The organism is Aeriscardovia aeriphila, from assembly GCF_002259595.1.
Lineage (GTDB): Bacteria > Actinomycetota > Actinomycetes > Actinomycetales > Bifidobacteriaceae > Aeriscardovia > Aeriscardovia aeriphila.
The window spans coordinates 775,555-797,954 of the sequence record NZ_MWWU01000002.1 but is presented as its reverse complement, the minus strand read 5'-3'; the positions used below and the strand labels follow the sequence as shown (position 1 = coordinate 797,954).

Below are 22,400 nucleotides of genomic sequence, written 5' to 3'. Positions count from 1 at the left end.
CAGAATGCAATACCTCGCGCGTCTTCAGCACATCATTACTGCGAAGAAGGGTGGTTCCTACTTAGAGCAATAGTTGGTAGGCGCGACGCGAATTGTAGGAATCTCCGTGAATGAGGATTTTCCCTACGTACGTGAAACCAGCTTTGCTAATCAGGTGGCGCATACGCCCATTGAGGTCGTGGGTATCAATGCGCACTTGTGGGTAACCCAACTTACGTGCTTTTTCAATCAAAGCGTCGAGCAAGCGCGAACCCATATGCATGCCCTTGAAGTCAGCGTTAGCGGCAACGCGGTGAATAACAACGTATTCTTCGTCTGGTTCAATCCACTTGCCGGCATACAACTTGTTGTAATTGGGATCGGGGCCGGGAACAAGAGAAGCTGTGCCAGCAACCCTGCCATCAGGTGACATATAGACGTAGGTCACCTTTTTGGCGATGCTTTGAGCAATCTCCCCACGGTTCGGCCTTCCTGCTTGCCACTGAGGAATGCCATCGCGAGCAAGAACGGCACGAGCCTGTTCGATAATCTCCATCACTGCATCGAGGTCATCAGCAGTGGCTCGACGCAGGTAGAACTCACCTTGAGAAGAGGTTGGTGCGGTGTTTGAAGTTGCAGATGTTGCAGCAGTGTTCTCAGCCATGTCACTCCTTAATCCCGAGGGGGATGTGGAGCCAGCTCCACTCCTAGACGGAGAAATCATACACAATTTTACGGCTGATGGGTACAACTGCCCGCGTGTGGTTTACTGGCTCAGAACCTGCTGATATTCGCGCAAAGCGTCCTCTAGCTTGCCCGGCTCAATATCTCGACTGCCGGAGAGGACGAAGGGTGTGAGGTAGGTCAAGTTCACATGTTCAGCAGTGATTTCAAACGGAGTGAGAATCTCTTCAAAAGTGTGGTGGAAGCGACCCTCGTGCTGATAATCTTCCTGTTTTGCTCCGGCTGAAACGGCCAAGAGCAGCTCCTTGCCAGCGAGAGCTTTGCCTTCATGCCCATACGCCCAGCCGTGTTGCAAAGTGTAATCTTCCCACTGCTTGAGCAGGGCGGGAGAGGAGTACCAGTACATGGGGAACTGCAGAACAATGCGGTCAGCAACGCTGAGCACGCGCTTTTCTTCATCCACGTCGATCTGGAAATCGGGGTAGAGCTGGTACATATCGCGAACCTCAGCTCCTGCATCGCGAGCAGCTTGTGCCATGCGCGAGTGGATATATGCCTTCTCGAGGGAAGGATGGAACACCAAAACAGTTGTTTTCATTGTCATCTTTCACCGAAGCTTCTAACGTGAGAAGCATATCAGTGCTGTGAGGAGCTCTCGCTGGAAGTGAAAGTTAGTGATAATGCTGTGAACAGTGCGTCAGGCGTTATCGTCCCATTCAGGCATCATCTTCGTCTTTATCCTCGTTATGGTCTTCATCCCAACAGCGGGTGACGAGCACCTGGTTGAACTGGTTGAGCACTCCGATATCAACATGGGCACGCATACGTGACAGTACTGTTGCCGTCAAGGGTGCGCCTGCCTCATTCAGCTGACCGCTTGCAAGCTCGCCATCGCTGAGCAATACGCGATAATGAGAGGTATGGCTACGATTACTTTGGGTGGCGAGCTGGTACATCTCGTTGGCGAACTGCCAGCCGTTGGCTCCCCAGCTCCAGCATTTACTGTTACTGGCTCGGATATGAGCGATGTGTCCCTCTCTGATTACGCGGGAAAGCGAGTCATTCTCAACATTTTCCCGAGCTTGGATACGGACACCTGCGCACGCTCTGTGCGTGAGTTCAACAAGCGCGCTGCTAGTTTGGACAACACGGTGGTGCTGTGCATCTCCGCTGATCTTCCTTTCGCTGCAGGCCGCTTCTGCACGGTGGAAGGCATTAAGAATGTGACCACAGGCTCCACTTTCCGCTCCAACTTTGGTGTGGACTATGGCGTTCGCATGAAGGATGGCGCTTTGGCTGGCCTGAACGCTCGTTCTGTGGTCATTGTGGACTCTGAAGGTAAGGTTGCTTACACTCAGCTCGTCCCAGAAACTCACGATGAGCCTGACTATGAAGCAGTTTTTGACGCACTCGAGTCGGTAAAGTAACGTTCACAGCATCGCTCAAGATTATCAGCGCGCTTCAGCTTCCCATGGTGAAGGCGAGCACCTGCTGATTCGTCGAGCAGCGGTAGTGAACGGAACAAGTGAAAATCAGGAAACGGAGGGGCTCTGCCTCTCCGTTTTTTGTTCTCTTATTTTCTGCTATAACAAAAAGAGGAACATCTGTTCGACGAAAGGCAGACCGTGGAACTTTCCGACCTCGTAGAGTATGCCCGAGCTCAAGAAGAGCTTGATGTTCTCGTGCAAAAGGGATGGGGAGATTACCCTGACGAATACACGGTGAGCGAGCATCACAGCGGTACGGTTATCGCTTATATCATTGACTTATGGGATGAAAAGTCTTTCGAGGATGTTCCCTGCTGTGACATCAAATGCGGCTACGAGTTCGGTGTTCTTGTCTCGGGCCAAGTCTCCAAGCCTTTCAGGAAGAAAGGAAAAGACTGGGCCGGAGTGCGTTTCGACAAGGTACGCGATGAAGACTCCGTCTACATGTTGCTCGACCACGCGCAGAAAATCGCTCGAGAGAACGCCCCGCAGGAGCTCGTGCGCAAGTATCGCGGAATGGCACGCAAACTCTACGACAAAATGCACGTCAACGAGGAACAACCTCTCGCTTCTCAAACCGCTTACCCGGTTGCTCCACATTCCACTTCGCCAGTGACTTTCCCAGAAACTTCGCCTTCGACTCTTCGCAAGGCATCGCCAGCATCACGCCAAACTGTTGAAGCATCCGCTGCCCAGGTGAGTGACCCTCTGCTTTTCGTGCCGCCTACCATGCTCCCGCCGCACCAACAGGATGCCGCAAGCCAACCCGCAGTACATGATCACACGGCCGCAACAGAAGCTTTCAACGCCGAGATGCGTAAGCGCGCTGAACAAGCGCAGCGCATGGCCGAAACCCTCGACCTCGGATTGCCGCGCAACAGCGCGAAAATCCCGGAAAAAATTCTGCAAATGCAGAGCTTGTACACCCATGAACATCGCAATGGTGACATCAACGATGCGCATAACTTCGTGGTTCAAGGCACCTTCATGCAAGATTATGAAGATGACAAGCCGTGGCTGACGAATCTCATCAAGTTTTCTCCGACCTATCACGATTTCAATGCAGCTCAACTGCGCGGCTACTTCACTTGGCGCAAATACGTGCGGCAAGGCTCACTCAAGCAGGCTTCCCCTGCATTCTTCACCATGTACGTTTACGAGCTGCTCAACGGCATTGGTACCCGTGATGTTCAAGATTCCCTCGATAAGCTTCTTGCCTTTACGCAAGCCATGCGAAAGCAGCATTTAGGGCCTTTGGGAGCGATCAGCATGTATCGGCGCTGGATGCTCTTCTTAGGAATTATCTATTCGTTCCCGCCGCAAACCATGCGCAAGTATGTCGACCCTGAGCTGCTGGAACAAGATAGCAACCTGGTAATCTTGAGGGATTTTGACGAGCATAACGATGCTGAGGTGTGCCAGGCGCTGGACTACTTTAGTGGCGGAAAAGTGTCGGCTTCACCTGCCGTTGCCAAAAACCCTGAGGTTGCGCGCCACCTTTTTGCCCAGGCATGGCGTGAGATTAACACTGACTCGCCTTTCGAGGGTGAACCCCTGTTCGTTCGGTGCTTCGATAATCCGCAAACCTACCCGTCAGAAGGATTGAGCGATGCTGTCGTGCTCATCGACAGGCCAGAACAGGCTGTGACGTATCACCTTACTGAGGTGACGACGATTGAATATCTCCACCAAAAGTGGATGATGAAGCGGTATGACAAGGTTTTCTTCCAAACCGAGCTCATCGGACGACTCGTTCATTCGGTTGATTTGGTGCTGAGAAAGCTTTTGAAAACTGGGCATTACTTGCGGCACAAGGCGCAAGATCAGGTTTTTGACCAGGTTGCTCACACTGTTGTTCAGCAGTATCAGGCTCGCCAGAGCGAGGAGAAGGCGAAGGCACGGGTTGCGGCGATTTCCATTGATTTTTCGCAGCTCAAGACGATTCGCAGGGATGCTGATGTGACACGGGAAAATCTGCTCACCGACGAAGAAAGGGGAGTAGATAACGCTCTGAGCGAAAAAATCGAGTTGGAAGTCGCGCAAAACGAGCCAGAAACAAAAAACGCGCAGAAACCGGAGCTACTTCAGCAGCCAGAGCCTGCGCAAAAGCCTGTTATTCCAACGAAATTAGAGGATGTACCTGACCAGACTGGCAAGGTCGAAACGAGCGTTCTTGCTCAGTATCATGATGTCTTAACCAAGCTGCTTGTGGGCAGTGATGTGAGCCAGAACCTTCGCGACAAGCATTTGATGGCATCGATGGTTGCCGATGCTATCAATGATGCGTTGTACGAGCAGATCGGCGATGTCGTCATTGAGAGCGATGGCGATAACCTTTCGCTCGTTCCTGACTATGAAGAAGACGTACGAGCTGTGCTCAGAGAGGAACATCAAGATGAGTGAAGAAAAGAGCGTGGAGCGCGAAAACAGGCGTATCCCTCGCCGAATTGCGCGTACTGTCATCAATTCTTTGAAAGGTGGCGTCGTTCCTCGTATCGGCCTGCCGTACATCACTGTGGGCCGCAAACGCGAAATTGACGCGCTTTTAGGTGATGTTGACATCATTAGTGAAGGCGGGGCTTCCTTCCGCTTCATCGTGGGTAGGTATGGCTCGGGTAAGAGCTTTTTGATTCAAGCAATTAGAAACTATGTGATGGACCGTGGCTTCATTGTTGCCGATGCTGACCTCTCCCCAGAACGCAGGCTGCAAGGCACTCGCGGTCAAGGTTTAGCAACCTACCGTGAGCTGATCACTAACTTGTCGACGAAGACGAAGCCCGAAGGTGGCGCCCTCACTCTCATTTTGGACCGCTGGATTAGCAACGTGCAGGTTCAAACCATGCAAGAGACGGGCCTTTCTGCAGATGCTCCCGAACTGGAAGCACAGGTAGAAAACAAGATTTATGCGGTTACTCAGGCCATGAATGAAATGGTTCACGGCTTTGAGTTCGCTCGTCTGCTCACCCTCTACTACCAGGCTTATCGGGAAGGCGACGATGAGCTCAAGCAGAAAGTGATCCGCTGGTTCAGGGCAGAATACCCGCTCAAGCGTGACGCGAAGGAAGCTTTGGGAATCAACATCATCATTACCGATGACGATTGGTACGAGTACATCAAACTCTTCGCCCAATTCTTCCGCCTGGCCGGGTATGAAGGCATGCTCATCATGATCGACGAGCTGATCAACATTTATAAGGTGCCGAACGCCATTACTCGCCAGTACAACTACGAAAAGATTCTCACCATGTATAACGACACCTTGCAAGGCAAGGCTCGCTACCTGGGAATTATTATGGGTGCCACTCCACAAACTTTGGAGGATAGCCGTCGCGGAATCTACTCGTATGAAGCTCTCCGCTCCCGCTTGGCCGAAGGCAAGTTCTCCCGCCCAGGTGCCCGCGACCTCCTCGCACCGGTGATTCGCCTCGACCCGTTGAGCATGGAAGAGATGCTTGTTCTGTGTGAGAAACTCGAGCATATGCATGCTGGCTTGTACGATTACGAGCCGCATTTGAGCGATGAAGACCTCGCACAGTTCCTCAAAATTGAGTATGCGCGTATTGGCGCGGATGATCACATCACCCCTCGCGAGGTGATTCGTGACTTCATCGAATTGTTGGATTTGATCTATCAGCACCCTGATATGAGCGTGGATGAGCTTCTGAAGTCGGATGATTTCACCTATGCGCAGGATGAGAGTGTTTCTAACCAAACTGTGCCTCAGTTCGCACAGTTCACTTTGTAATAACTCATAAGGAAGAATTCAGTGTTGTAAGTAGAAAAGAGCGGAAAATGGAGAGCAAGAACTCACACAGCATCGATGTTTTCTCGAGGTATGCACCCTTCATTCAAGAGTACATTTACCGTTCTGGGTGGAAGTCGCTCAGGGGAGTGCAGAATGCCGCTGGTCAAGCCATTTTTGGTTCGGATGACCACGTGCTGTTGTGCGCTTCAACCGCATCGGGAAAAACGGAAGCAGCATTCTTCCCCATCCTCACTCTGCTGGAAGAAAAGCCTTCCACCAGTGTGGGTGTCCTCTACATTGCTCCGCTCAAGGCACTGATTAATGATCAGTTTGGAAGGCTCAATGAGCTGTGCCAGGAAGCGGGTATCCCGGTAACCCGCTGGCATGGTGATGCTTCCACCAGCCAGAAAGTTAAGCTGATCAAGCATCCTGCAGGTATTTTGCAGATTACCCCAGAATCGTTGGAAAGCCTGCTGATCAACAAGCATGCTGCTATCCCTTCGCTGTTTGGGGACCTTCGCTTCATCGTCATTGATGAAATTCACTCGCTGTTGCGAGGAGACCGTGGTTTGCAAACCTTCGCTCTCATCCAGCGTTTGTGCCGTACGGCAGGCTGCGACCCTCGCCGCATTGGTTTGTCTGCAACAATAGGGGACCCTCTCGCCGTAGGTGACTTCCTTGCTGCCGGAACAACGAGGCGCACTGTTATTCCTCGTTTTCAGAGCGAGCCTGAGGTGTGGCAGCTGTCGATGGAACAGTTCTACGATGACGGGGATCAAGCGGATCATGATCGCGACCCAGCGATCGCCGGTGAACTTCTCCAAGCTCCGCTCGAACCTGAACCGCCGACGGATCAAGCTCCTGAGTACGCTCTGCCCAGCGTTGCTTATATTTTCGAGCACACGAGGGGGCATAAGAGCCTCATCTTCACCAACTCCCGTGAGGATTGCGAACTGCTGTGCCAACTGCTTCGTGAGTATTGCGCGAAGAATGGGGAAGAGGATCGATTCCTCATTCACCACGGCAACCTTTCTGCTGCAGTACGCCAGGGCGCAGAAGAGGATATGAAAGATGATGACTCGCTGAAATCGATCTGCGCTACAGCTACCCTGGAGCTCGGCATCGATGTGGGAAAACTCGATCGAGCATTCCAAGCGGAAGCTCCAGCAACCGTCTCTGGCTTCCTTCAGCGCATGGGAAGAACGGGCCGACGAGGCCAGCCATCCCAAATGTGGTTTGTGATGGCTGAACATCACCTGAACAAGAATGCGGAATTTGCTGCGCGCATTCCGTGGTCGCTGATTCAAGGAATTGCATTGGTTCAGCTCTACACAGAAGAGCGATTTGTGGAACCGCCTCGTTTGGGCAGGTTTCCGTACTCTCTTCTCTACCATCAGACGATGAGCACGCTCAAATCGAATGGAGAGATGACTCCTGCAGAGCTTGCCTCGCGAGTTCTCACTCTTTCGCCGTTTAGCAATATCAGCACCGATGACTACCGAGAACTGCTGACCCACCTGATTAAAATCGGGCATATTGAGCTCACCGAGCATGATGGGATCATCCTGGGAACAACGGGTGAAAGAGTAGTTAATGACTACAAGTTCTACGCTGTTTTCAACGATACTGAGGAATATACCGTTCATTACGGTTCACAGCAGTTGGGTACTGTTCTTCTCCCACCGCCAGAAGACGAGAAGCTTGCTATTGCTGGACATGTGTGGAAAGTGAAGGAAGTCGACTGGCATCGCAACGAAGTCTATGTTGAGCCTACAGGAGGCAATGTTCCTGCATTCTTCGGCGATGAGATGGGCGACATTCATACCCGAATTCTCGAAAGAATGAGGGATGTTCTCGCTGAGAACACGATGTACCCGTACCTTATGCGCCATGCTCGCTTCCGTTTGCAAGATGCTCGCTCGTTGTATGACCATGCAGGCCTTGCCGACTCGCCGCTCATTCACCTGGGAGGAAACACTTGGGCGTTGTTCCCGTGGCTGGGTACGTACTCGTTCACTGCGTTGCAGATGTTCCTCTCCAGAAAATGCGGTGAGCGTCTCGGCTTGGAAAAGCTGGAATCGCTCAAGCCGTACTACATCATGCTGCAAATGGAAGCTACCGCAGAGGAGTTCTTCCACATCGTGACCGAAGAGGCTGCCCGCGACTTCGACCCGCTTGACCTGCTCGGCCCTCATTATGCGCCGCGCTTTCAAAAGTACGATAAGTTCATTCCTCCAACGCTGCTGCGCAAGGGCTTTGCCTATGGCGTGCTTGACGTGGAGGAAATGAAGAAACGTGTGCTCTCCTGGGCGCAGTACATGAATCAGCCCAACAGCTTGCCTGCAGTACCGAAGTATCTCGACCATGAGTAAGCCTAGGCAGATTTAGCGAATTCTTAGCAGGGCAGGTTAGTGGCGGTCGCCATATTGCGAACCAGAAGTTCAGTGAAGGTTTAGCCTGGAAGCTGAACTTCTGGTTGCAGTTGCGAGCGTACAAAATCTAAACGAGGGTGATTGCTATCAGCGTCAAAGAGCTGATAGATGCCCTCGTAGAAGCGCTTGTTGTGTGCATAGTCACCATCTTGACCTTGACCGATAGCGACAAACACATTGCCATTCGCGTCAATTTCTACTCGGCGAGGAACAACAAAGGGCTCCCAGCCAAGCTTTTGAGAATCAGCACTTGCAGGAACGCTGACACTCGTGAATGAGCTTCCATCGGTAGAGGTGTACAACTGTGCAGGCTTCTGCGGGTTACTCTCATGACCGCTGTAGCCTATCAGAATTGTCCCTTGAGGAAGCAGGGTTGCCAAGTTCACGTCATCAGCACGCTCACTCGGCACAATTGCTTTCCAGGGCAACGACACAGAAGTCAAAGGTGCATTGCCTGAACTCCCAGAACCGTGAGAGGGTGAGGCAGAATTCAACTGCGAAGCGTGAGCAAGCTGATCAGCAGAAGGAACAGGGGAGATCGCCACATTCATCAGTTCAGAGCCCAAAGCTGCATCCACGTCATAACCGACCAAAATGCGTCCCTGAGCGTACGAAATGTACGCACTGTCCAAAAATCCATGGCCGAGAGGCGAGTAATACCAGTTCTTTCCCTCATCAAGAGAGAAGATGAGCGCAGCTTGGTCAGGATCACTGGGATCATAGGAGTAACGGTCATTGCTCTGAGATGGATGAGCGTCAGATGGGCTTCCTTGAGAAGGATTGACCTGTGCTGAATCACTGTCAGTTGACGAATCAGGCGTGTTCGAGTTCGAAGCAGCCTGCCCGGTCATCTTGCTCTTCGACATGTCATACAAGAAACCAGTAAACTCAGGCGAAATCACATAGGAATTCACCGGCAACTGAGCAGTAATTGCATGATCATCCAAATAGGCAAGCCCGTCCACGGCATTGTTGCCATCCGGGCCGGGAACGGAAACCCAGTTGTTCCCATCGTAGGTGACGAGTAAGGAATTCCTGGTAATCTCGTACGTATTTTTCTGGCCAGCCTTCGGCAAATAAGTGGGATGCTGGGGTCGAGGTGGTTCAAGGGTTTGCGGTTCAGTGAAAATCTGGTAGCGTGCCTCGGTCATCGCCTCAAGGATCGAGTAGTGTTTCGCCGTCAAACTGAGCTCGAGAATCATATCGACATGAATCGTAGTGCCGTTGAAGAAAAGCGGTTGCAGAAGTTGGTCGGCAGAGAAGGCTTCCCATGCGCTGAAGCGAGGGGTGAAGTCCATGATGACGTTGACGAAAGCCTCGTCGGCAAAGCGGTTTGGCTTGTTTTCCACGCTGGAATCAGTTTGCTCGGAGTCTTCGACTGGCGTGGACAGGAAGTTTACCCTGAGATTATCAAGCTGCGCAATCTGTTTATTAGGTGCGGTAGTCCAGCGCTGGTGCAGGTTAATCCAATCGCGGAACCATTGCTCCACCGAGTAGGTGATTGTTTCCTTATCGCGCATCTGAGCGTCAGAAAACCTGGTGGTGGAATCCGTGCAGGAGGAAGAATGCTGATGTTTGGTGTTGTTTACTGAGCGTGAGGAGTGCTGAGAAGAAGCAGAATTGTTGGGAGAAGTTCCTGAGGTGTCAGCGGACGTTTTATTGGAGGTTTGATCGGAGCTGTGATCAGAGCTGTGATGGGAATTGCCGTCAGGTATTTGGATGGCAATACAGCCTGACTGCCAACCAGTTTCAGTGAAATTCGACCAGATCATTCCCAGTATGAGCGCGCAGAGAGTGATGAGTGAAGCAAGGATGAGCACGATTATTCGCAGAACTCTCTTATGACGAGGGGTGTTCTGCGATGTGCTCGGTGATGTTCTCGATGGCTCGCTCGCAGGTGAGTTCGCAGGGGTAATGAGAGGTTCGCTCGCGTGCTCTTCCATAAGCTCATCTTAGAACAAGGAAGGCATCAGCTCAGCAGCTTGCCTGCAGTTGTTCCCCGATGGTGAGGGGGAGCTCTGCCGAGGAGAAGTACTCCTCGTAGAGGTAGTACCGGAATGAGAGGATCGATTTTCCGGTTGTGCAGAAGAAGCCTGTGCGCTGAGAGCGTCCTTGTTTGCCACACCGCCATCAGCAGGAACTTTTTGGTCAGGGAATGCGGTGAGCACACGCTGCATCGCATCATGCTCCGCAGAAGTCACCCAGAGCGAATACTTCTTCTTCACTCCAATCTGACGAGCCACATACTCACAACGGAAGCTCTTATTTGCAGGTAACCATGTAGCAGCATCGCTGCGATGCGAGCAGGGGAGAAAACCTTGTGGCGCACAGGGGATTTGAAGGGCTGATAATCTTGGGAAATACTGAGATTACCAGCCTGCTGAGCCTCAGAAACGAAACGAATGCGAAGCCTCGTCAAAGATAACTGAGGACGTGGTTGGCGCTAAGCTAGAGGGAGTACAAACATACGGGGAAGAGGTGGACAATGCACGGTGAACACATTCAACAACAACCACGATCACGCACCTACTTGAGTGCAGTGATCGCAGCTTTCGTAGTGCTCATCGTGAGCCTTGCCCTCATCTTCACTTTCAATCCAGCTCGCGCCCTGTTCACGCATCAGCTTGCGGCAACAAGCGTAGAGAAGCCAGTGAAGAAGGCGCTCAGCAAAAAGAGTGAAGTTCCGGCTGCACACGTGCCTCACCATGGCAAAACCGCAAACTGCAGCGCAACCGACTGCGTCTCCCTGCTCGTCAACGGCGACCTGCTCTTCCACGCAGGCTTGTGGAACCAATATGCGCGCAACCCTTCGGCAGCAGACGGAAGCGCCTTCGATTTCACCGACCTCTTCGCTTCGCTCAAACCCTACATTGATGCTTCTGATATTGCCGTATGCGAGTTCGAAACCCCAATCGCTCATCGCGGTGGCCCTTACAGCGCCTACCCGATTTTTGCTATCCCGCCGGAAGTTGTTGATGCAGCAGCCAAAGTAGGTTACCAAGGGTGCACGCATGCGACGAACCATTCGTGGGATCAGCATGCTGACGGCATCGCACTCTTGCGCCAAGAAATGCAAGATCACGGTTTGCAACAAGTCGGCTCATACACGAGCCAAGACCAGATCAAGCCAATGATTCTGCACAGCGCAGATGGCGGCCCGAGCATCGCCGTTATCACTGGTACGGTTTCCGTCAATGGTTTAGTGCCAGATGAGGATTGGATGATTGACCGTTTGCGTGGTCGAGAAGACCCTCACCATGCGGCCGATGTTCAACGCATCGTCGACCAAGCAAAAATGGCGCGGGAAGAAGGTGCTGACCTGGTCGTCTTCGCCATGCATTCCGTGCAAGAATACATTGACTACGCCGATAGCTGGCAGGTGGACTCGGCTCATGAGCTTGCCGACCTGGGTATTTTCGACCTGATCTATGGTGCGGGAAGCCACAGCGTGCAGCCCATTGAGAACTACAACAACACGTGGATCATTTACGGCACGGGCAACACTGTTACGGAAAGTGCACCGGCTGAGCGCATCTCCAACAACCAGGGCATGACTGCTCGCATTACCTTTGCAGGCTACCAGGGTGATCGTGCATCCTGGCACGTTCAAAACATCGACTGGGTGGGAAGTGCCAATATGCGAGCAGGACGCTACCACTGGTGTTCGCTGGGAGAAGACCAGCCCGATGGACCGTGTTGGTCTGCTCAACAAGACACTGCGATAAGAAACCGCTTGCAATCAGTGATCTACTCCAAGGGTGCTGACCCTAATGTTGTGCGCCCATGGAAGTTGAACTCGTAAAGCCAGTCCAGTTCGGCTCAGTTTTCGGTTCGGTTCAGCCTTCAGTTTCCCACTCAATCAGCCAGTGGCGAGGTAGGCAGTTCACCATCACTCGTACCCTTACGGGCAACCGTCCACGAATTCGCTTGAGCAACCGGGCGAATAACAATACGATCCAAGTTCACATAGCTGGGACGAGAAATGGCAAAAGCCACCACATCGGCAATATCCTTGGCGAGCAGCGGCTGGTCAACACCGGCATACACCTTCTCAGCAGCCTCTTTACTGCCCAAACGGTTGAGAGAAAACTCTTCCGTCTTCACCATGCCAGGGCAGATCTCAATGAGGCGAACATTCTCGCCGACCAGCTCCAAGCGCAACGTTTCCACAATCATTGCCTCGGCATGCTTGGCTGCCGTGTAGCCAGCACCACCCACATAGGTTTCATGAGCAGCCGTCGAAGTGATGAACACAATCGTGCCATTCTTCTCGCGAATCTGAGGCAAGAGCGCCTGTGTTAAACGCAAGGTGGCGAGCACATTGAGCTCATACATTGCCTGCCAATCTTCAAGTTTCCCGGTAGCAACAGGATCGGAGCCGCGGGCACCACCCGCATTATTCACCAGCGCATCAGTGCTTCCCGCCTGCTCGACCAGACGAGTAACATCCTCTGGCTTCGTCAAATCAGCAGGAATCACCGTAGCGCCAGTCTGTTCGTGAAGCTTTTCCAAACGCTGAGCACGACGAGCAGTCGCGACAACCTCATGGCCTTCCTTCACCAACGCGCGTACCGTAGCCTCACCAATACCTGAAGAAGCTCCCGTCACCAAAATTCGCATAGTCCAACTCCTCTGTTCTTACCGACATTCTTCAAGCGCGCTCACCGTAGTGCAACCAGCGGCACAGCGCGGCTTGCCTTGAAGACAATCACTGGGTTTGAGCCTAAACTAATCCTGTTACCGCGAGTTTTCTTCGCCACCACTGAAGCAGAAAGGAGACCAGCATGCTGGGTTTCGTCGGAGCAGGAGCCATGGTAATCTCTGTCGCCGCATCGGTAAGCCTCGCCCAATTGCAAGAAGCTGCTGGCCCTGACATCCCTGTTCTGCGCGCCATGCCTAATGTTGGCGCACGCATTGGCCGCTCGATGACGGCTCTGTGCCCTGGTTCGGCTTGCACTTCTGATGAGATTGACACTGCTCGCAAGATTTTCACCGCGGTAGGAAGCGTTGAAGAGATTGAAGAGAAGGATTTCTCGCTATTCTCTGCACTCGCCGGTTGCTCTCCAGCCTTCACCACACTCTACATTGATGCGCTGGCGAGGGCGGGCGTTTACTACGGTTTCAACAAGACTATGGCGACGCGTATTGCGGCTCGCGCGGTTGAAGGATCGGCTGCACTGGTTGCTGAGCAGTTGAAGCAAGGCGTTTCAGCAGCTGATACGGCTGATTGCGTGCAATCTCCTGGTGGAACCACGGTTGCAGGAGTTGTGGCATTGGAAAAGAACGGATTCGCCCCAGCAGTAGTTCAAGCAGTGCAGGCGAGTGTGGAATGCGATCGGAAGTAAACGAGCTGATAATCTTTCGCGCTGATCGAGGTGAGCGGGAAGGAGGGGAGTGATGAGCGACGAAGATAGGCCTGCGGTGAGGGATGAGGGGATACCGACCTCCGGCGACGAGGAAATGACGACCTCTGGCGACGAAAATACGCCGGTGATGAGCGATGAGCTGCTGTGGAACACGGTGAAAGAAACAGCCGAGCAGCTGCCTGCCGCAGAACTCTACCCGTTCTCTTTCGAGTGGGATGCGGCCCGAGTCAAAGGCAAGTGGTTCATGATCTCCACGGTCAGGGATCAGCGGATTGTTAATCTCAAGGCAGACCCTCAAGATGTTCTTTCCCTGAGCGCCGACTTTCCATCGATCAGCCCGGGCTACCACATGAACAAGAAGCACTGGATTACCATTGCGCCTGGTGAAGCTGTGACGGTGGGGCTAGTGCGCGAGCTCGTCAAGCAATCGTACGCGCTTGTCGTGGAGACGCTGCCCAAACGCGAGCAGCCGGTGGATCCGCGCTCCTACCTGCAGTGAGGTAAACAAGCCATTTCACCGTTCGGGGGCGGTTTCGTGTAGTGACAATCTTGTGCTGCTCATGCTGAACGCACTGTTGCAAGAAAGATGACACGTCAAATCTACGAACAACAAGAAAATATAATGAACTCGCAACGATAGCTGAGAGCGGGCGACGAGAATCGAACTCGCGTAATCAGTGTGGAAGACTGAGGCTCTACCATTGAGCTACGCCCGCGAACAAAAAACTAGTATGCCACAGATTTGCACAAAGGTCTAGGCAACACACGAAAAAGGCAGATTGAAAAACGCTCGAGCGAGAAAACGGGTGCCAGCTGAAAGAACAGAAGGCACCCCCTTGTGACTTGACCGAGCACTTGCCGCCGAGGCAGCTGCTCATTCGCAGGAAGCTGGCTGTTCAGAGGAGGTGGGTTATTCAGCGGCTTGCTCTGCCGAAGAAAGCTCGTCGGAAGATTCAGCGGACTGATAATCTGGAGCGTTCTGCGACGAGCGACGGGAAGTGGAACGCTTCCAGCGAGCCTGACGTGCGGCCTTCTTCTCTTCCTTACGAGCCAGCGCCTCAACGGCCGAAGAGCGAGTTTCCAAGTCAAAAGCAGAGTCGAGCTCAGCATCCAAGCCCAGCTGCTCAGCAGTTTTCAGAGGCTCACGCCAACCAGCAATGTCCTCAGCGCTCAGCGGAGCATCAACACTCTTGCCGTAGATGCGTTCGTACGCCTCAACCTTCTCGCGGTAATCCTGAGCGCGCATGAAGGAAGAATTCTCCTGCACCGACAATTCAGGGTCAGGGTAGATCGGGTCAAGAATGTGAATGATCGTGCGCGTCTTCATAAACTGCTCGTTATCAGCAGACTTCTTATCGCGCATCTCCACAAAGCACGGAACAATCGGCACGCCCGCGCGAGCAGCAAAATCAAAAGCGCCATGCTTTTCCGGGCGAGGACGACGGTAGTTAAACCACATTTCCTCTTCAGGGTAAATCAGCACAAAACGGCCGCGAGAGAGCAGCTGGTCGATGATGGCTGGGAACTGACGCGAGAGGTACACGTGGCTCTTAGTAATTGGAATGGTGTCGTAATACTTCAGGAAGAAACCCAAGAATCCGGGCATCGCAAAATTCGTATCCTGGCTGATGATGTAGGTACGACGATGGCCAGAGTGCCGCATAGCAGCCGTCACCGTCATATTCTCCAAAGGAGAGAAGTGGTTCGACGTGACGATAGCGCCCGAGCGGATGGAATGCACCTTTTCCAAGCCTACGTACTTGGTACGCCAGTTGAGCAGGTCCGCCAGAGCGTGAACGATGGTGCGAGCAGCCCAGTTCTTCGCGGTATAACGCCAAGTTCTCGTGTACGCGAGGTGACGCTCAACAAGGGAAAGGCGGGCATTGCGGTCAGTAATTTTCGGGTCGTTGATTTCCACCTTACGGTTCATCTCACCCAGGGCAAAATTGCGCTGAATATTGTCAATTACCGCTTGCTTATCTCCACCGACGATCACGATGGCTCCTTTCCTCAAGCGAATACGAAGTTACGGGCTGCTGGACGGCTGCTGGACGGCTGTGAGGTTGCACAGTGCTGAGCGTTGCGCGCGCGTACGACGGGTACGTCTGGCGCAACTCGGCTCACATCTTCACGCGAACCTGAACACCATCTTTAATCAATGAAGCAAAAGTGGGGTTCGCATGATCGGTAATCGCCCACGCTTGATTCATCAAACGGTGCTTCTTCAACTCGTCCAGCTCACGGTTGATAGGAGGGAAGTTCTGTAAACGCAACAACAGTTCCTCATAGTTTGGGCTCTGCGCTGCATACTTCCACCAGATGTCTGCTCGCAACACATCAGGATAATTCCACGGCTTGTTGAAGAGGTTGAAATGAATGATGCACGGATCAGCAACATCGTCTGGTCCATTGGCGCTCAACACGTTGTAGCGTGGATCGAGCAACAGGAGACTGTCATGAAGCATGGCATTGATGTAATCCTGGTCGACGGCGGCAAGCTCAGGGTGATAGGTGTTGAGCAGCTCAGTAAACTGCTGAACAAAGTTGATTTCGCGCAAGCGCTGGCAATCCATCAGAAGTACACCAGAGTTGATGTAACCGCGAGTATCAAAACCATGCTCAGCCTGGCAATAGCGAATCAAAGCTTCTTGCACATCCATGGTTTGATCATGGACGGCACCCATGAGGTTACCTTGCAAGTCGATGTCATACAGCTGTGCAACGTCGTCGGTGATAACGGTGTCCGTATCCAGGTAAATGGCACGATCAATGTCGGGGAAAAGCTCAGGAATGAACAGACGGAAATAGAGTGTAGTCGTCTTATAGTCTGCAACCAAAGTGTTGTTATCTGAATTGACCAAGTCATTGATCTTGTCAGAAATATGGCACATCTCCACCGTGGCATTGGGCTGAGAAAGGCCAACAAGCTGATGCTGGTGCTCATGGCTCATTCCGCGCTCCAGCACAATGATGTGGTAACGGCGACGCGGGTCGCAATTAGCGAGAAGAGAGGTAATGGCTACCGAAAGGTAAGGCGCATACGTTTCATCTGAGGCGAAGAAAACAGTCACAGTTGGCTGGGTTTCCGTCAAGGAGGTGGCGGTTGGCTCACTCATCTTCAATGATCCTTTCTGTATTGCTCTCAACGTCAATTCCAGTAAGGCGTTGTGAGCGTTGCTGTTGGAATTCTTCCAGCAAATCGTCATACTCGTGCAAATGCAAAGTAGAGTGGACCTCTTCCACCTGCCATGGTTTCACGCTGACTGCATGGAACAAGGGGAAAAAGCGGAAGGAGGTAGTAAAGTGCTGGAAAACTGTGTTGGAGTGGAAGCGGCGCTGATCGTTAAAACGATGGGAGGCAATGACCTTGGATCGCACACATTTATTCAATGCAGACTGGTCAGGCATGAACATCCACTTGTTTTCACACATATCGCGGCAGCGCGCAAACAGACCAGTGCGGCGAATTTCGGCCATGTTGAGCAAGAGCACTCCTGAATTGAAATAGTCAGGAAGCATATGTGAATACCTCTGGCGGAAGAACCAGCGTCCGTAATAATCGAGCACTGCTGCCAGTTCGACGCCATCGAGGTTTTGGTTGTAGAACTGTTCAAAAGGCTTGTGGCAAACAATATCTGTGTCGAGGTAGAGGAGACGGTCAGGAATAGCGCTGAGCTGATCGGCATATAGACGCAACATGCACAGGGGAGTGAAGCGCGTTTGCATATTGGCCGTAGGAGGCTGAGCTTCAAAAAGGTCAGTGATGTCGATGAGAGTCAAGCTTCCTTGTGCGTTATGCTCTGTGATCAGCTCGCGCACAGCTTCGACATCGCTTTCTTGCAAAGCAAGGAATTCGCGAGTTTGTGTGCTGACATGTGCTGTCAGAACGAAAACGTGGAGAGGTGTTGATGTGTGCTTGGTCAGCGAAAGCACAGAAATGAGAAGTCCGTCTCGCATGTTCTGATCGCCGCAGTAGAGCAGGTTGATGCTGCTGGCAGGCCTAGCATGTGGTGAGGTCGTGACTCGTCGTCTCGTGCGTGAGCGCTCGAGCATATGTCACCTCGCTTTATCGTTTTCTGTTGCTTCTCAGCTTTGAGGCACACCAGCGAAAGTACAGCCGAGCACTCACACAAGGCACAAGCGCACAAAACCTTCCGGTATTCTACGAGACAAAGAGTCTGGGAAGTCAGCACTCACCGATCTGAGTTGACAAACTGTTTTTATTTGTCTGCTTGTTCTTCATAAATCACGTACTGATAATCAGAAAGTTCCGCCCTCTTACGCATAGTTTCAACGATCTTGGCGTGTAAGCTCTCTTTTTGCTCCTGTTCGCTTGCCTCAAGATTATCAGGGTAAAAAGGTCCATCAATGTACACGGTGATGGCGGGGCGCGGGTTGAGCCAGGCAAACCGTCTGCGGTGGAAGGTTGTGGTGGCAACGAAACTCGGGGTTTTAAAGCGCACAGGGTAACGCATGGAAGTAGAGGAGAAGTCGCGGATCTTGGTGTACCACGGCCAGACGTGAGCTTCCGGGTAGATCATGAAGGTAGTGCCGTCCTCGACCAAATGCGTCATGGCAATCTTAAAGTTTTTTCTTTCCTCAAGCGTGTGGGGAACAGCAAGAAAATCGAGCTGGTGCAACATCGGGCCGATCACCGGAATGCCGATATTTCCCAGCGCGACGACCGCGGAAATATGGTGAGGGTAGTTCATCAAAACGCTTAACGCGATGTCTCCACCGGCAAGCGTGTGATTGCCATAAATGAAGGAGCTCTTGGCGTGAAGTTTGCGCAAAGTACGCTTCATCTGCCGCTTGCCTTTAATGCGAATGCCGAGCCATAGGTAGCCGTAGACGCAACAAATGAGGTAGGCGAGGAAGTAGATGATGTGGTAGAAGCAGCGTTGCGCGAGCCCGTGGCCGTGATAGTAGCGGTAGCCGGCGGGAAGGTGATGGTTTTGGTCGGCGGACTTCACGAAATCTTGCGTCGTGGAGGTGTAGGTCACAACCTGAGGAGCTCGTTTCATAAGGTTTCACTATAGCCAGAGCCGGTGCCGAGGGGGAGTTGAGGCCTGGGGACGCGAGGGCTGGAGCTTGGAGGAGAGGTAGTGGCGGCGGTGGCCCGCATGGGCTGGAGCTTGGAGGAGAGGCAACGCGAGCTGCCACCCAGAGGCAGTGAGTTGCCCGGCGAGTGCGCCCGCCTTTCGGCTAAGCTGGATGCGGGTACAGACACAACGACTTTTGCACGCGCACGAGCAGCAGTGAAGCGAACGGGCGCGCGCCAGCGAAGAAAGAGACACGATGGACAACACAGCAGTCAGCGGCTCCTACCACGGTGTAGAAATTGGTTCACCTGAATTCGACGCCCTCTACGCCTACGACGGCAACGATCTGGGCTTTGAATGGAACCCCGACGCCACCACCTTCCGCATCTGGGCACCAACCGCAGCCCAGGTGAGCCTCAACTTGTACGACAGCGACCAGAGCAGCGACGCCCCACTGCGCGAAAGCGTTGCCATGGCTCGCCACGACAAGGGCGTGTGGTCAGCAACCGTCCTCGGCGACTTGCGCGACCAGGCCTATGATTACCAGGTCACTTTTGAAGACGGCTCATCAAACACCACTCCTGACCCTTATGCCGTTGCTGCAGTGGTGAACGGCCATCGCAGTGTGGTTCTTGCGCCAGAGCAGATGACGATTCCTGACTTTCCGCGCATGTCGCACTTCTCGAGCTTGCAAACCGATGCGCGCATCGCTGAGCTCTCCGTTCGCGACTCGACTATTTCCCCGACTTCTGGCGTGAGCGAGGCTCATCGCGGTAAGTTCCTGGGTTTGACGGAAAAGGGCACCACGAATAGCTTTGGCAAGTCGACCGGCCTCGATTACTTGGTCAAGCTTGGCGTCACTCACGTGCAGATTATGCCGATGTACGACTTCGAATCCGTTGATGAAACCAAGCCATTCTCGGATGACAACTACAACTGGGGTTATGATCCGCTCAATTACAATGTTCCGGAAGGCTCGTTCTCGACGAACCCGTATGACCCGGCTACGCGCATTCGCGAAGCCAAGCTCATGGTTCGAGCGCTGCATGAAGCGGGTATCCGCGTGGTGATGGATGTGGTGTACAACCACGTGTACTCGCTGAAAACGCATCCGCTGGCGCTGAGCGTTCCGGGCTATTTCTTCCGCACGGTTGATGGCAAGCTCACCTCGCGCTCCTTCTGTGGCAACGATGTGGCAAGCGAGCGCGCGATGGGGCGCAAGTACATCATCGACTCCTTGCGCTACTGGATTGAAAACTTCCGCCTCGACGGTATCCGCTTCGACATTTTGGGCTTGATTGATAACGAAACCATTCGTCAAGCTCGCGCGATGATGGATGAGATTGACACCAGTATTCTGGCTTACGGTGAAGGCTGGGATATGCACGCGGATCTTCCTACTGAACAGATGACGGTTCAGGAATATGCCAATCTGGTGGATAACCAAGAGGGAAGAGGTTCCCGCACTGGCTCAACGGTGGGCTTCTTTAACGATTCTCTGCGTGACAATCTCAAGGGTGCCGACTTCGATTCCGAGCCGACATCGAGAGGCTTTGTTACCGGCCAGCCAGGAAAAGAGCGGATTATCGCCTACAACATGCTGGGAACTCAGCCAACCCAAGACGAAGAGATTGTCAAGAGCCATGGAACGGCGATGAACCATGCAGACGCCTCGCAAGTGGTGCAATATGCGGAAATTCACGACGGAATGACTCTTTTCGATAAACTTGCTATTAGTTTGGGTTACGCCGAGCTTGATGAGCAAGGAAACCCGATTACCTCCAGCCCCGTGTTGAGGAATCTGGATGGGGAGAAGTTGCAGGATGTTGCTCGTCGTCAGATGCTCGCCACTGCAGCAGCACTTCTTGCACAAGGCGTTCCAGAGATTCAACTGGGCCAGGAATTCTTGCGCACGAAGGATGGAGAGCACAACTCCTACAACACCGGTGACACGCAAAATGCGATTGATTGGAATCGTTTGGCAAACCCTGTTGCTGCTCGTGTAGCTCGTTTTGTGCGTGATTTGTGGGCTTTGCGTGCTTCGACTCCTGCCTTCCGTTACTCTTCTTACCAGCAGATCAACGCTCATGCTTCGGTTCTGGCGATGGAGAACGGTGTGGTTGCCTGGCGGGTGAGCGATGAGAGCCATGCGTATACGGTTGTTCTCAATGCCAACGAGGTCTCGCAGCAGGTGCGTGAGGTGAGCTCGGGCTACTACGAGGTGTTGTGCGAGAATTCTGAGGTGGTGGAGCCTCGTGCACTCGAGGTTGCTCATGGTTTCACAGCTGCTGGGTTGTCGGTGAATGTGCTGCGCAGCTCGGTGCTGTGAGGCTTGGCTGCGCTGAGGTGACGCTCCACGTGTGATGACGGCGTGAGCAATTGACAGCGCAATCAATTGACAACCATATTCAAGGTGTGACAACGACATTGAACAATATGATGACGATGTGAGGAGGGGAGTATGGACGACGAAACACAGCGCGCTGCTTTGCGTTTGCAAGAAAGAGCGGAGAAAGCAGAGCAGAGTACGCAAGGTGTTGAGTCCACACTCACCCCTCACTATCGCCTCTCGCTGGCCGACCAAAAGAAGCAAAGCTCGCTATCCACGGCAGCGAAAATCGGTGTTTTCGTGGCAATCGTCTTCGACATGATCGTTCCCTACGGCATGGGTCGAGCCTGGGCGCTGAGCAAGACGGGCCAGGTGATTCGCATCTTCCAACATATTGACCCTCGCGGTTGGGCAGTGGTCGCCTGGCTTTCTGTCACCCTGCTGTGCGCCTGCTTGGGCCGGGCGATGAGCGCGACCCGTCGTGCTGGCTGGCTGTGGCTGGCCTACGCGAATTTCTTCGTCGTCCAACTTCTCGCCGGGGTGGGGCTGCTCAAATGGAATTTCTGGTATTCCACGTGGGTGGTTTACGATGAATCCTCCGTTTTTGCCGACGCCATCGACTTAGGCCTGATGGCATCCTTGTTTGGCTTGGTGGTTTTCGCCGTTGTTTTCGTGTTGCTGCTGGTGATGGTCAAGCGCGATTCTCCACTCAACATTTTGTTGCAAGGCTGGATGGCTTTTACCCTGTTTTTGCTGGTGGAAATGGCGATGCTGATAGTCATGCTCTTCGGTGGCATCTCTATTTTTGCAAACCTCTAAGGCTCGCAGGTGAGTTGCGTCGGTGGAAATCTTAAGAAAATCCATAAAGAATGGCGCAAGATTACCAGTACGGTAGTTGTCCGCGTGTGGTGAGAAACTGACAGCTGGCGTGAAACGCCCGCGGATAGAGAGCGCCTTGCCATGATGGTAAGGCACCGCGCAACGGAACACAAGGAGGAGCTATGGCTCTGAGCAATGAAGAAAAGCAGCAGATCATCAACGAGTACGCTACCCACGAGGGTGACACTGGCTCCCCAGAGGTTCAGGTTGCCCTGCTGTCCAAGCGCATTTCTGATCTGACCGAGCACATGAAGGCTAATAAGCATGATTACCACTCTCAGCGTGGTCTTCTGCTGCTGATCGGTAAGCGTCGTCGCCTTCTCGATTACTTGACCAAGGTGGACATCAATCGTTACCGTTCGCTGATTCAGCGTCTCGGCCTTCGCCACTGAGTCTTCCGCCCAGGCACGTGTGTGTCTGGGCTTTTTTGCGTGTAGGGGAAAGGTCATCGCCGCGA

The 22,400-nt window shown here is 53.0% G+C and carries 19 protein-coding genes and 1 tRNA gene; 10 read left to right on the top strand and 10 right to left on the bottom strand.

Features of this window, described 5'->3' with window-relative positions; translation table 11 throughout:
• Nucleotides 1-61: 61 nt before the first annotated feature.
• Together AEAE_RS04385 and AEAE_RS04380 are read right to left on the bottom strand one after the other, a co-directional pair.
• Nucleotides 62-643: a GNAT family N-acetyltransferase gene (locus tag AEAE_RS04385; RefSeq protein ID WP_158520497.1), complete on the bottom strand. Its 582-nt coding sequence runs from the start codon at nt 641-643 to the stop codon at nt 62-64.
• A 102-nt stretch (nt 644-745) separates the two neighbouring features.
• The gene (locus AEAE_RS04380) at nt 746-1,261 is read right to left on the bottom strand and encodes an NAD(P)H-dependent oxidoreductase (RefSeq protein WP_094689897.1); all 516 of its coding nucleotides are present in this window, start codon (nt 1,259-1,261) and stop codon (nt 746-748) included.
• Nucleotides 1,262-1,583: 322 nt separating this feature from the next.
• On the opposite strand from AEAE_RS04380, the gene tpx reads away from it, so the two are divergent.
• The 4 genes from tpx (at nt 1,584) to AEAE_RS04360 (ending at nt 8,267) form a co-directional block, all read left to right on the top strand.
• A complete protein-coding gene (gene tpx, locus AEAE_RS04375) occupies nt 1,584-2,090 on the top strand; it encodes a thiol peroxidase (protein ID WP_094689896.1) in 507 nt (168 codons plus the stop codon).
• Between the two features lie 198 nt (nt 2,091-2,288).
• Nucleotides 2,289-4,553, top strand: coding sequence for a TerB N-terminal domain-containing protein (locus tag AEAE_RS04370; RefSeq protein ID WP_094689895.1), 2,265 nt, complete (start codon nt 2,289-2,291; stop codon nt 4,551-4,553).
• Complete coding sequence (locus AEAE_RS04365) at nt 4,546-5,895, top strand: ATP-binding protein (RefSeq protein ID WP_094689894.1); 1,350 nt, start codon at nt 4,546-4,548, stop codon at nt 5,893-5,895. Before AEAE_RS04370 ends, AEAE_RS04365 begins: the two co-directional genes overlap by 8 nt.
• A 47-nt stretch (nt 5,896-5,942) precedes the next feature.
• Nucleotides 5,943-8,267, top strand: coding sequence for a DEAD/DEAH box helicase (locus AEAE_RS04360; RefSeq protein ID WP_218841005.1), 2,325 nt, complete (start codon nt 5,943-5,945; stop codon nt 8,265-8,267).
• 80 nt (nt 8,268-8,347) lie between these two features.
• Here the strand turns inward: AEAE_RS04360 and AEAE_RS04355 are convergent, their stop codons facing one another.
• Nucleotides 8,348-10,270: a hypothetical protein gene (locus AEAE_RS04355; RefSeq protein ID WP_094689893.1), complete on the bottom strand. Its 1,923-nt coding sequence runs from the start codon at nt 10,268-10,270 to the stop codon at nt 8,348-8,350.
• Nucleotides 10,271-10,279: 9 nt separating this feature from the next.
• The gene (locus AEAE_RS07070) at nt 10,280-10,570 is read right to left on the bottom strand and encodes a hypothetical protein (RefSeq protein WP_420809200.1); all 291 of its coding nucleotides are present in this window, start codon (nt 10,568-10,570) and stop codon (nt 10,280-10,282) included.
• A 242-nt stretch (nt 10,571-10,812) separates the two neighbouring features.
• Between AEAE_RS07070 and AEAE_RS04345 the strand changes: the two genes are divergently transcribed.
• On the top strand, nt 10,813-12,129 hold the full coding sequence (locus tag AEAE_RS04345; protein ID WP_094689892.1) for a CapA family protein: 1,317 nt from the start codon (nt 10,813-10,815) through the stop codon (nt 12,127-12,129).
• Nucleotides 12,130-12,182: 53 nt separating this feature from the next.
• Here AEAE_RS04345 and AEAE_RS04340 read toward each other — a convergent pair whose 3' ends face one another.
• The gene (locus AEAE_RS04340) at nt 12,183-12,947 is read right to left on the bottom strand and encodes an SDR family oxidoreductase (RefSeq protein ID WP_094689891.1); all 765 of its coding nucleotides are present in this window, start codon (nt 12,945-12,947) and stop codon (nt 12,183-12,185) included.
• Between the two features lie 164 nt (nt 12,948-13,111).
• Between AEAE_RS04340 and AEAE_RS04335 the strand changes: the two genes are divergently transcribed.
• Together AEAE_RS04335 and AEAE_RS04330 are read left to right on the top strand one after the other, a co-directional pair.
• Complete coding sequence (locus AEAE_RS04335) at nt 13,112-13,672, top strand: pyrroline-5-carboxylate reductase family protein (protein WP_094689890.1); 561 nt, start codon at nt 13,112-13,114, stop codon at nt 13,670-13,672.
• Between the two features lie 52 nt (nt 13,673-13,724).
• Nucleotides 13,725-14,192 (top strand): MmcQ/YjbR family DNA-binding protein, encoded by a 468-nt coding sequence (locus tag AEAE_RS04330; protein ID WP_211277524.1) that lies wholly within the window; start codon nt 13,725-13,727, stop codon nt 14,190-14,192.
• Between the two features lie 146 nt (nt 14,193-14,338).
• Here AEAE_RS04330 and AEAE_RS04325 read toward each other — a convergent pair.
• The 5 genes from AEAE_RS04325 to AEAE_RS04305 all read right to left on the bottom strand — a co-directional run bounded on the left by AEAE_RS04325 (nt 14,339) and on the right by AEAE_RS04305 (nt 18,717).
• Nucleotides 14,339-14,409: transfer RNA gene (locus AEAE_RS04325), tRNA-Gly, on the bottom strand.
• 194 nt (nt 14,410-14,603) lie between these two features.
• On the bottom strand, nt 14,604-15,689 hold the full coding sequence (locus AEAE_RS04320; protein WP_094689889.1) for a lysophospholipid acyltransferase family protein: 1,086 nt from the start codon (nt 15,687-15,689) through the stop codon (nt 14,604-14,606).
• Between the two features lie 124 nt (nt 15,690-15,813).
• Nucleotides 15,814-16,809: a glycosyltransferase family 8 protein gene (locus tag AEAE_RS04315; protein WP_158520495.1), complete on the bottom strand. Its 996-nt coding sequence runs from the start codon at nt 16,807-16,809 to the stop codon at nt 15,814-15,816.
• A complete protein-coding gene (locus AEAE_RS04310; RefSeq protein ID WP_179373187.1) occupies nt 16,802-17,746 on the bottom strand; it encodes a glycosyltransferase family 8 protein in 945 nt (314 codons plus the stop codon). The genes AEAE_RS04315 and AEAE_RS04310 overlap by 8 nt, the downstream gene beginning before the upstream one ends.
• Nucleotides 17,747-17,913: 167 nt before the next feature.
• Nucleotides 17,914-18,717: a hypothetical protein gene (locus AEAE_RS04305; protein ID WP_094689887.1), complete on the bottom strand. Its 804-nt coding sequence runs from the start codon at nt 18,715-18,717 to the stop codon at nt 17,914-17,916.
• 274 nt (nt 18,718-18,991) lie between these two features.
• On the opposite strand from AEAE_RS04305, the gene pulA reads away from it, so the two are divergent.
• The 3 genes from pulA to rpsO all read left to right on the top strand — a co-directional run bounded on the left by pulA (nt 18,992) and on the right by rpsO (nt 22,335).
• Nucleotides 18,992-21,064 carry a type I pullulanase gene (pulA, locus tag AEAE_RS04300; protein ID WP_094689886.1) on the top strand — a complete coding sequence of 691 codons (2,073 nt, stop codon included), beginning with the start codon at nt 18,992-18,994 and terminating at the stop codon, nt 21,062-21,064.
• A gap of 132 nt (nt 21,065-21,196) precedes the next feature.
• Nucleotides 21,197-21,883 carry a hypothetical protein gene (locus AEAE_RS04295; protein WP_094689885.1) on the top strand — a complete coding sequence of 229 codons (687 nt, stop codon included), beginning with the start codon at nt 21,197-21,199 and terminating at the stop codon, nt 21,881-21,883.
• A gap of 182 nt (nt 21,884-22,065) precedes the next feature.
• Entirely contained in the window at nt 22,066-22,335 is a 270-nt protein-coding gene (gene rpsO, locus AEAE_RS04290; protein WP_094689884.1) for a 30S ribosomal protein S15, read from the top strand.
• Nucleotides 22,336-22,400: the final 65 nt, after the last annotated feature.

Bases quoted from the DNA above. Each gene is read 5' to 3' on its own strand.
- AEAE_RS04385 (WP_158520497.1), bottom strand. From the start codon at position 643: ATGGCTGAGAACACTGCTGCAACATCTGCAACTTCAAACACCGCACCA.
- AEAE_RS04380 (WP_094689897.1), bottom strand. From the start codon at position 1,261: ATGAAAACAACTGTTTTGGTGTTCCATCCTTCCCTCGAGAAGGCATAT.
- tpx (WP_094689896.1), top strand. From the start codon at position 1,584: ATGGCTACGATTACTTTGGGTGGCGAGCTGGTACATCTCGTTGGCGAA.
- AEAE_RS04365 (WP_094689894.1), top strand. From the start codon at position 4,546: ATGAGTGAAGAAAAGAGCGTGGAGCGCGAAAACAGGCGTATCCCTCGC.
- AEAE_RS04360 (WP_218841005.1), top strand. From the start codon at position 5,943: ATGGAGAGCAAGAACTCACACAGCATCGATGTTTTCTCGAGGTATGCA.
- AEAE_RS04355 (WP_094689893.1), bottom strand. From the start codon at position 10,270: ATGGAAGAGCACGCGAGCGAACCTCTCATTACCCCTGCGAACTCACCT.
- AEAE_RS04345 (WP_094689892.1), top strand. From the start codon at position 10,813: ATGCACGGTGAACACATTCAACAACAACCACGATCACGCACCTACTTG.
- AEAE_RS04340 (WP_094689891.1), bottom strand. From the start codon at position 12,947: ATGCGAATTTTGGTGACGGGAGCTTCTTCAGGTATTGGTGAGGCTACG.
- AEAE_RS04335 (WP_094689890.1), top strand. From the start codon at position 13,112: ATGCTGGGTTTCGTCGGAGCAGGAGCCATGGTAATCTCTGTCGCCGCA.
- AEAE_RS04330 (WP_211277524.1), top strand. From the start codon at position 13,725: ATGAGCGACGAAGATAGGCCTGCGGTGAGGGATGAGGGGATACCGACC.
- AEAE_RS04315 (WP_158520495.1), bottom strand. From the start codon at position 16,809: ATGAGTGAGCCAACCGCCACCTCCTTGACGGAAACCCAGCCAACTGTG.
- AEAE_RS04310 (WP_179373187.1), bottom strand. From the start codon at position 17,746: ATGCTCGAGCGCTCACGCACGAGACGACGAGTCACGACCTCACCACAT.
- AEAE_RS04305 (WP_094689887.1), bottom strand. From the start codon at position 18,717: ATGAAACGAGCTCCTCAGGTTGTGACCTACACCTCCACGACGCAAGAT.
- pulA (WP_094689886.1), top strand. From the start codon at position 18,992: ATGGACAACACAGCAGTCAGCGGCTCCTACCACGGTGTAGAAATTGGT.
- AEAE_RS04295 (WP_094689885.1), top strand. From the start codon at position 21,197: ATGGACGACGAAACACAGCGCGCTGCTTTGCGTTTGCAAGAAAGAGCG.
- rpsO (WP_094689884.1), top strand. From the start codon at position 22,066: ATGGCTCTGAGCAATGAAGAAAAGCAGCAGATCATCAACGAGTACGCT.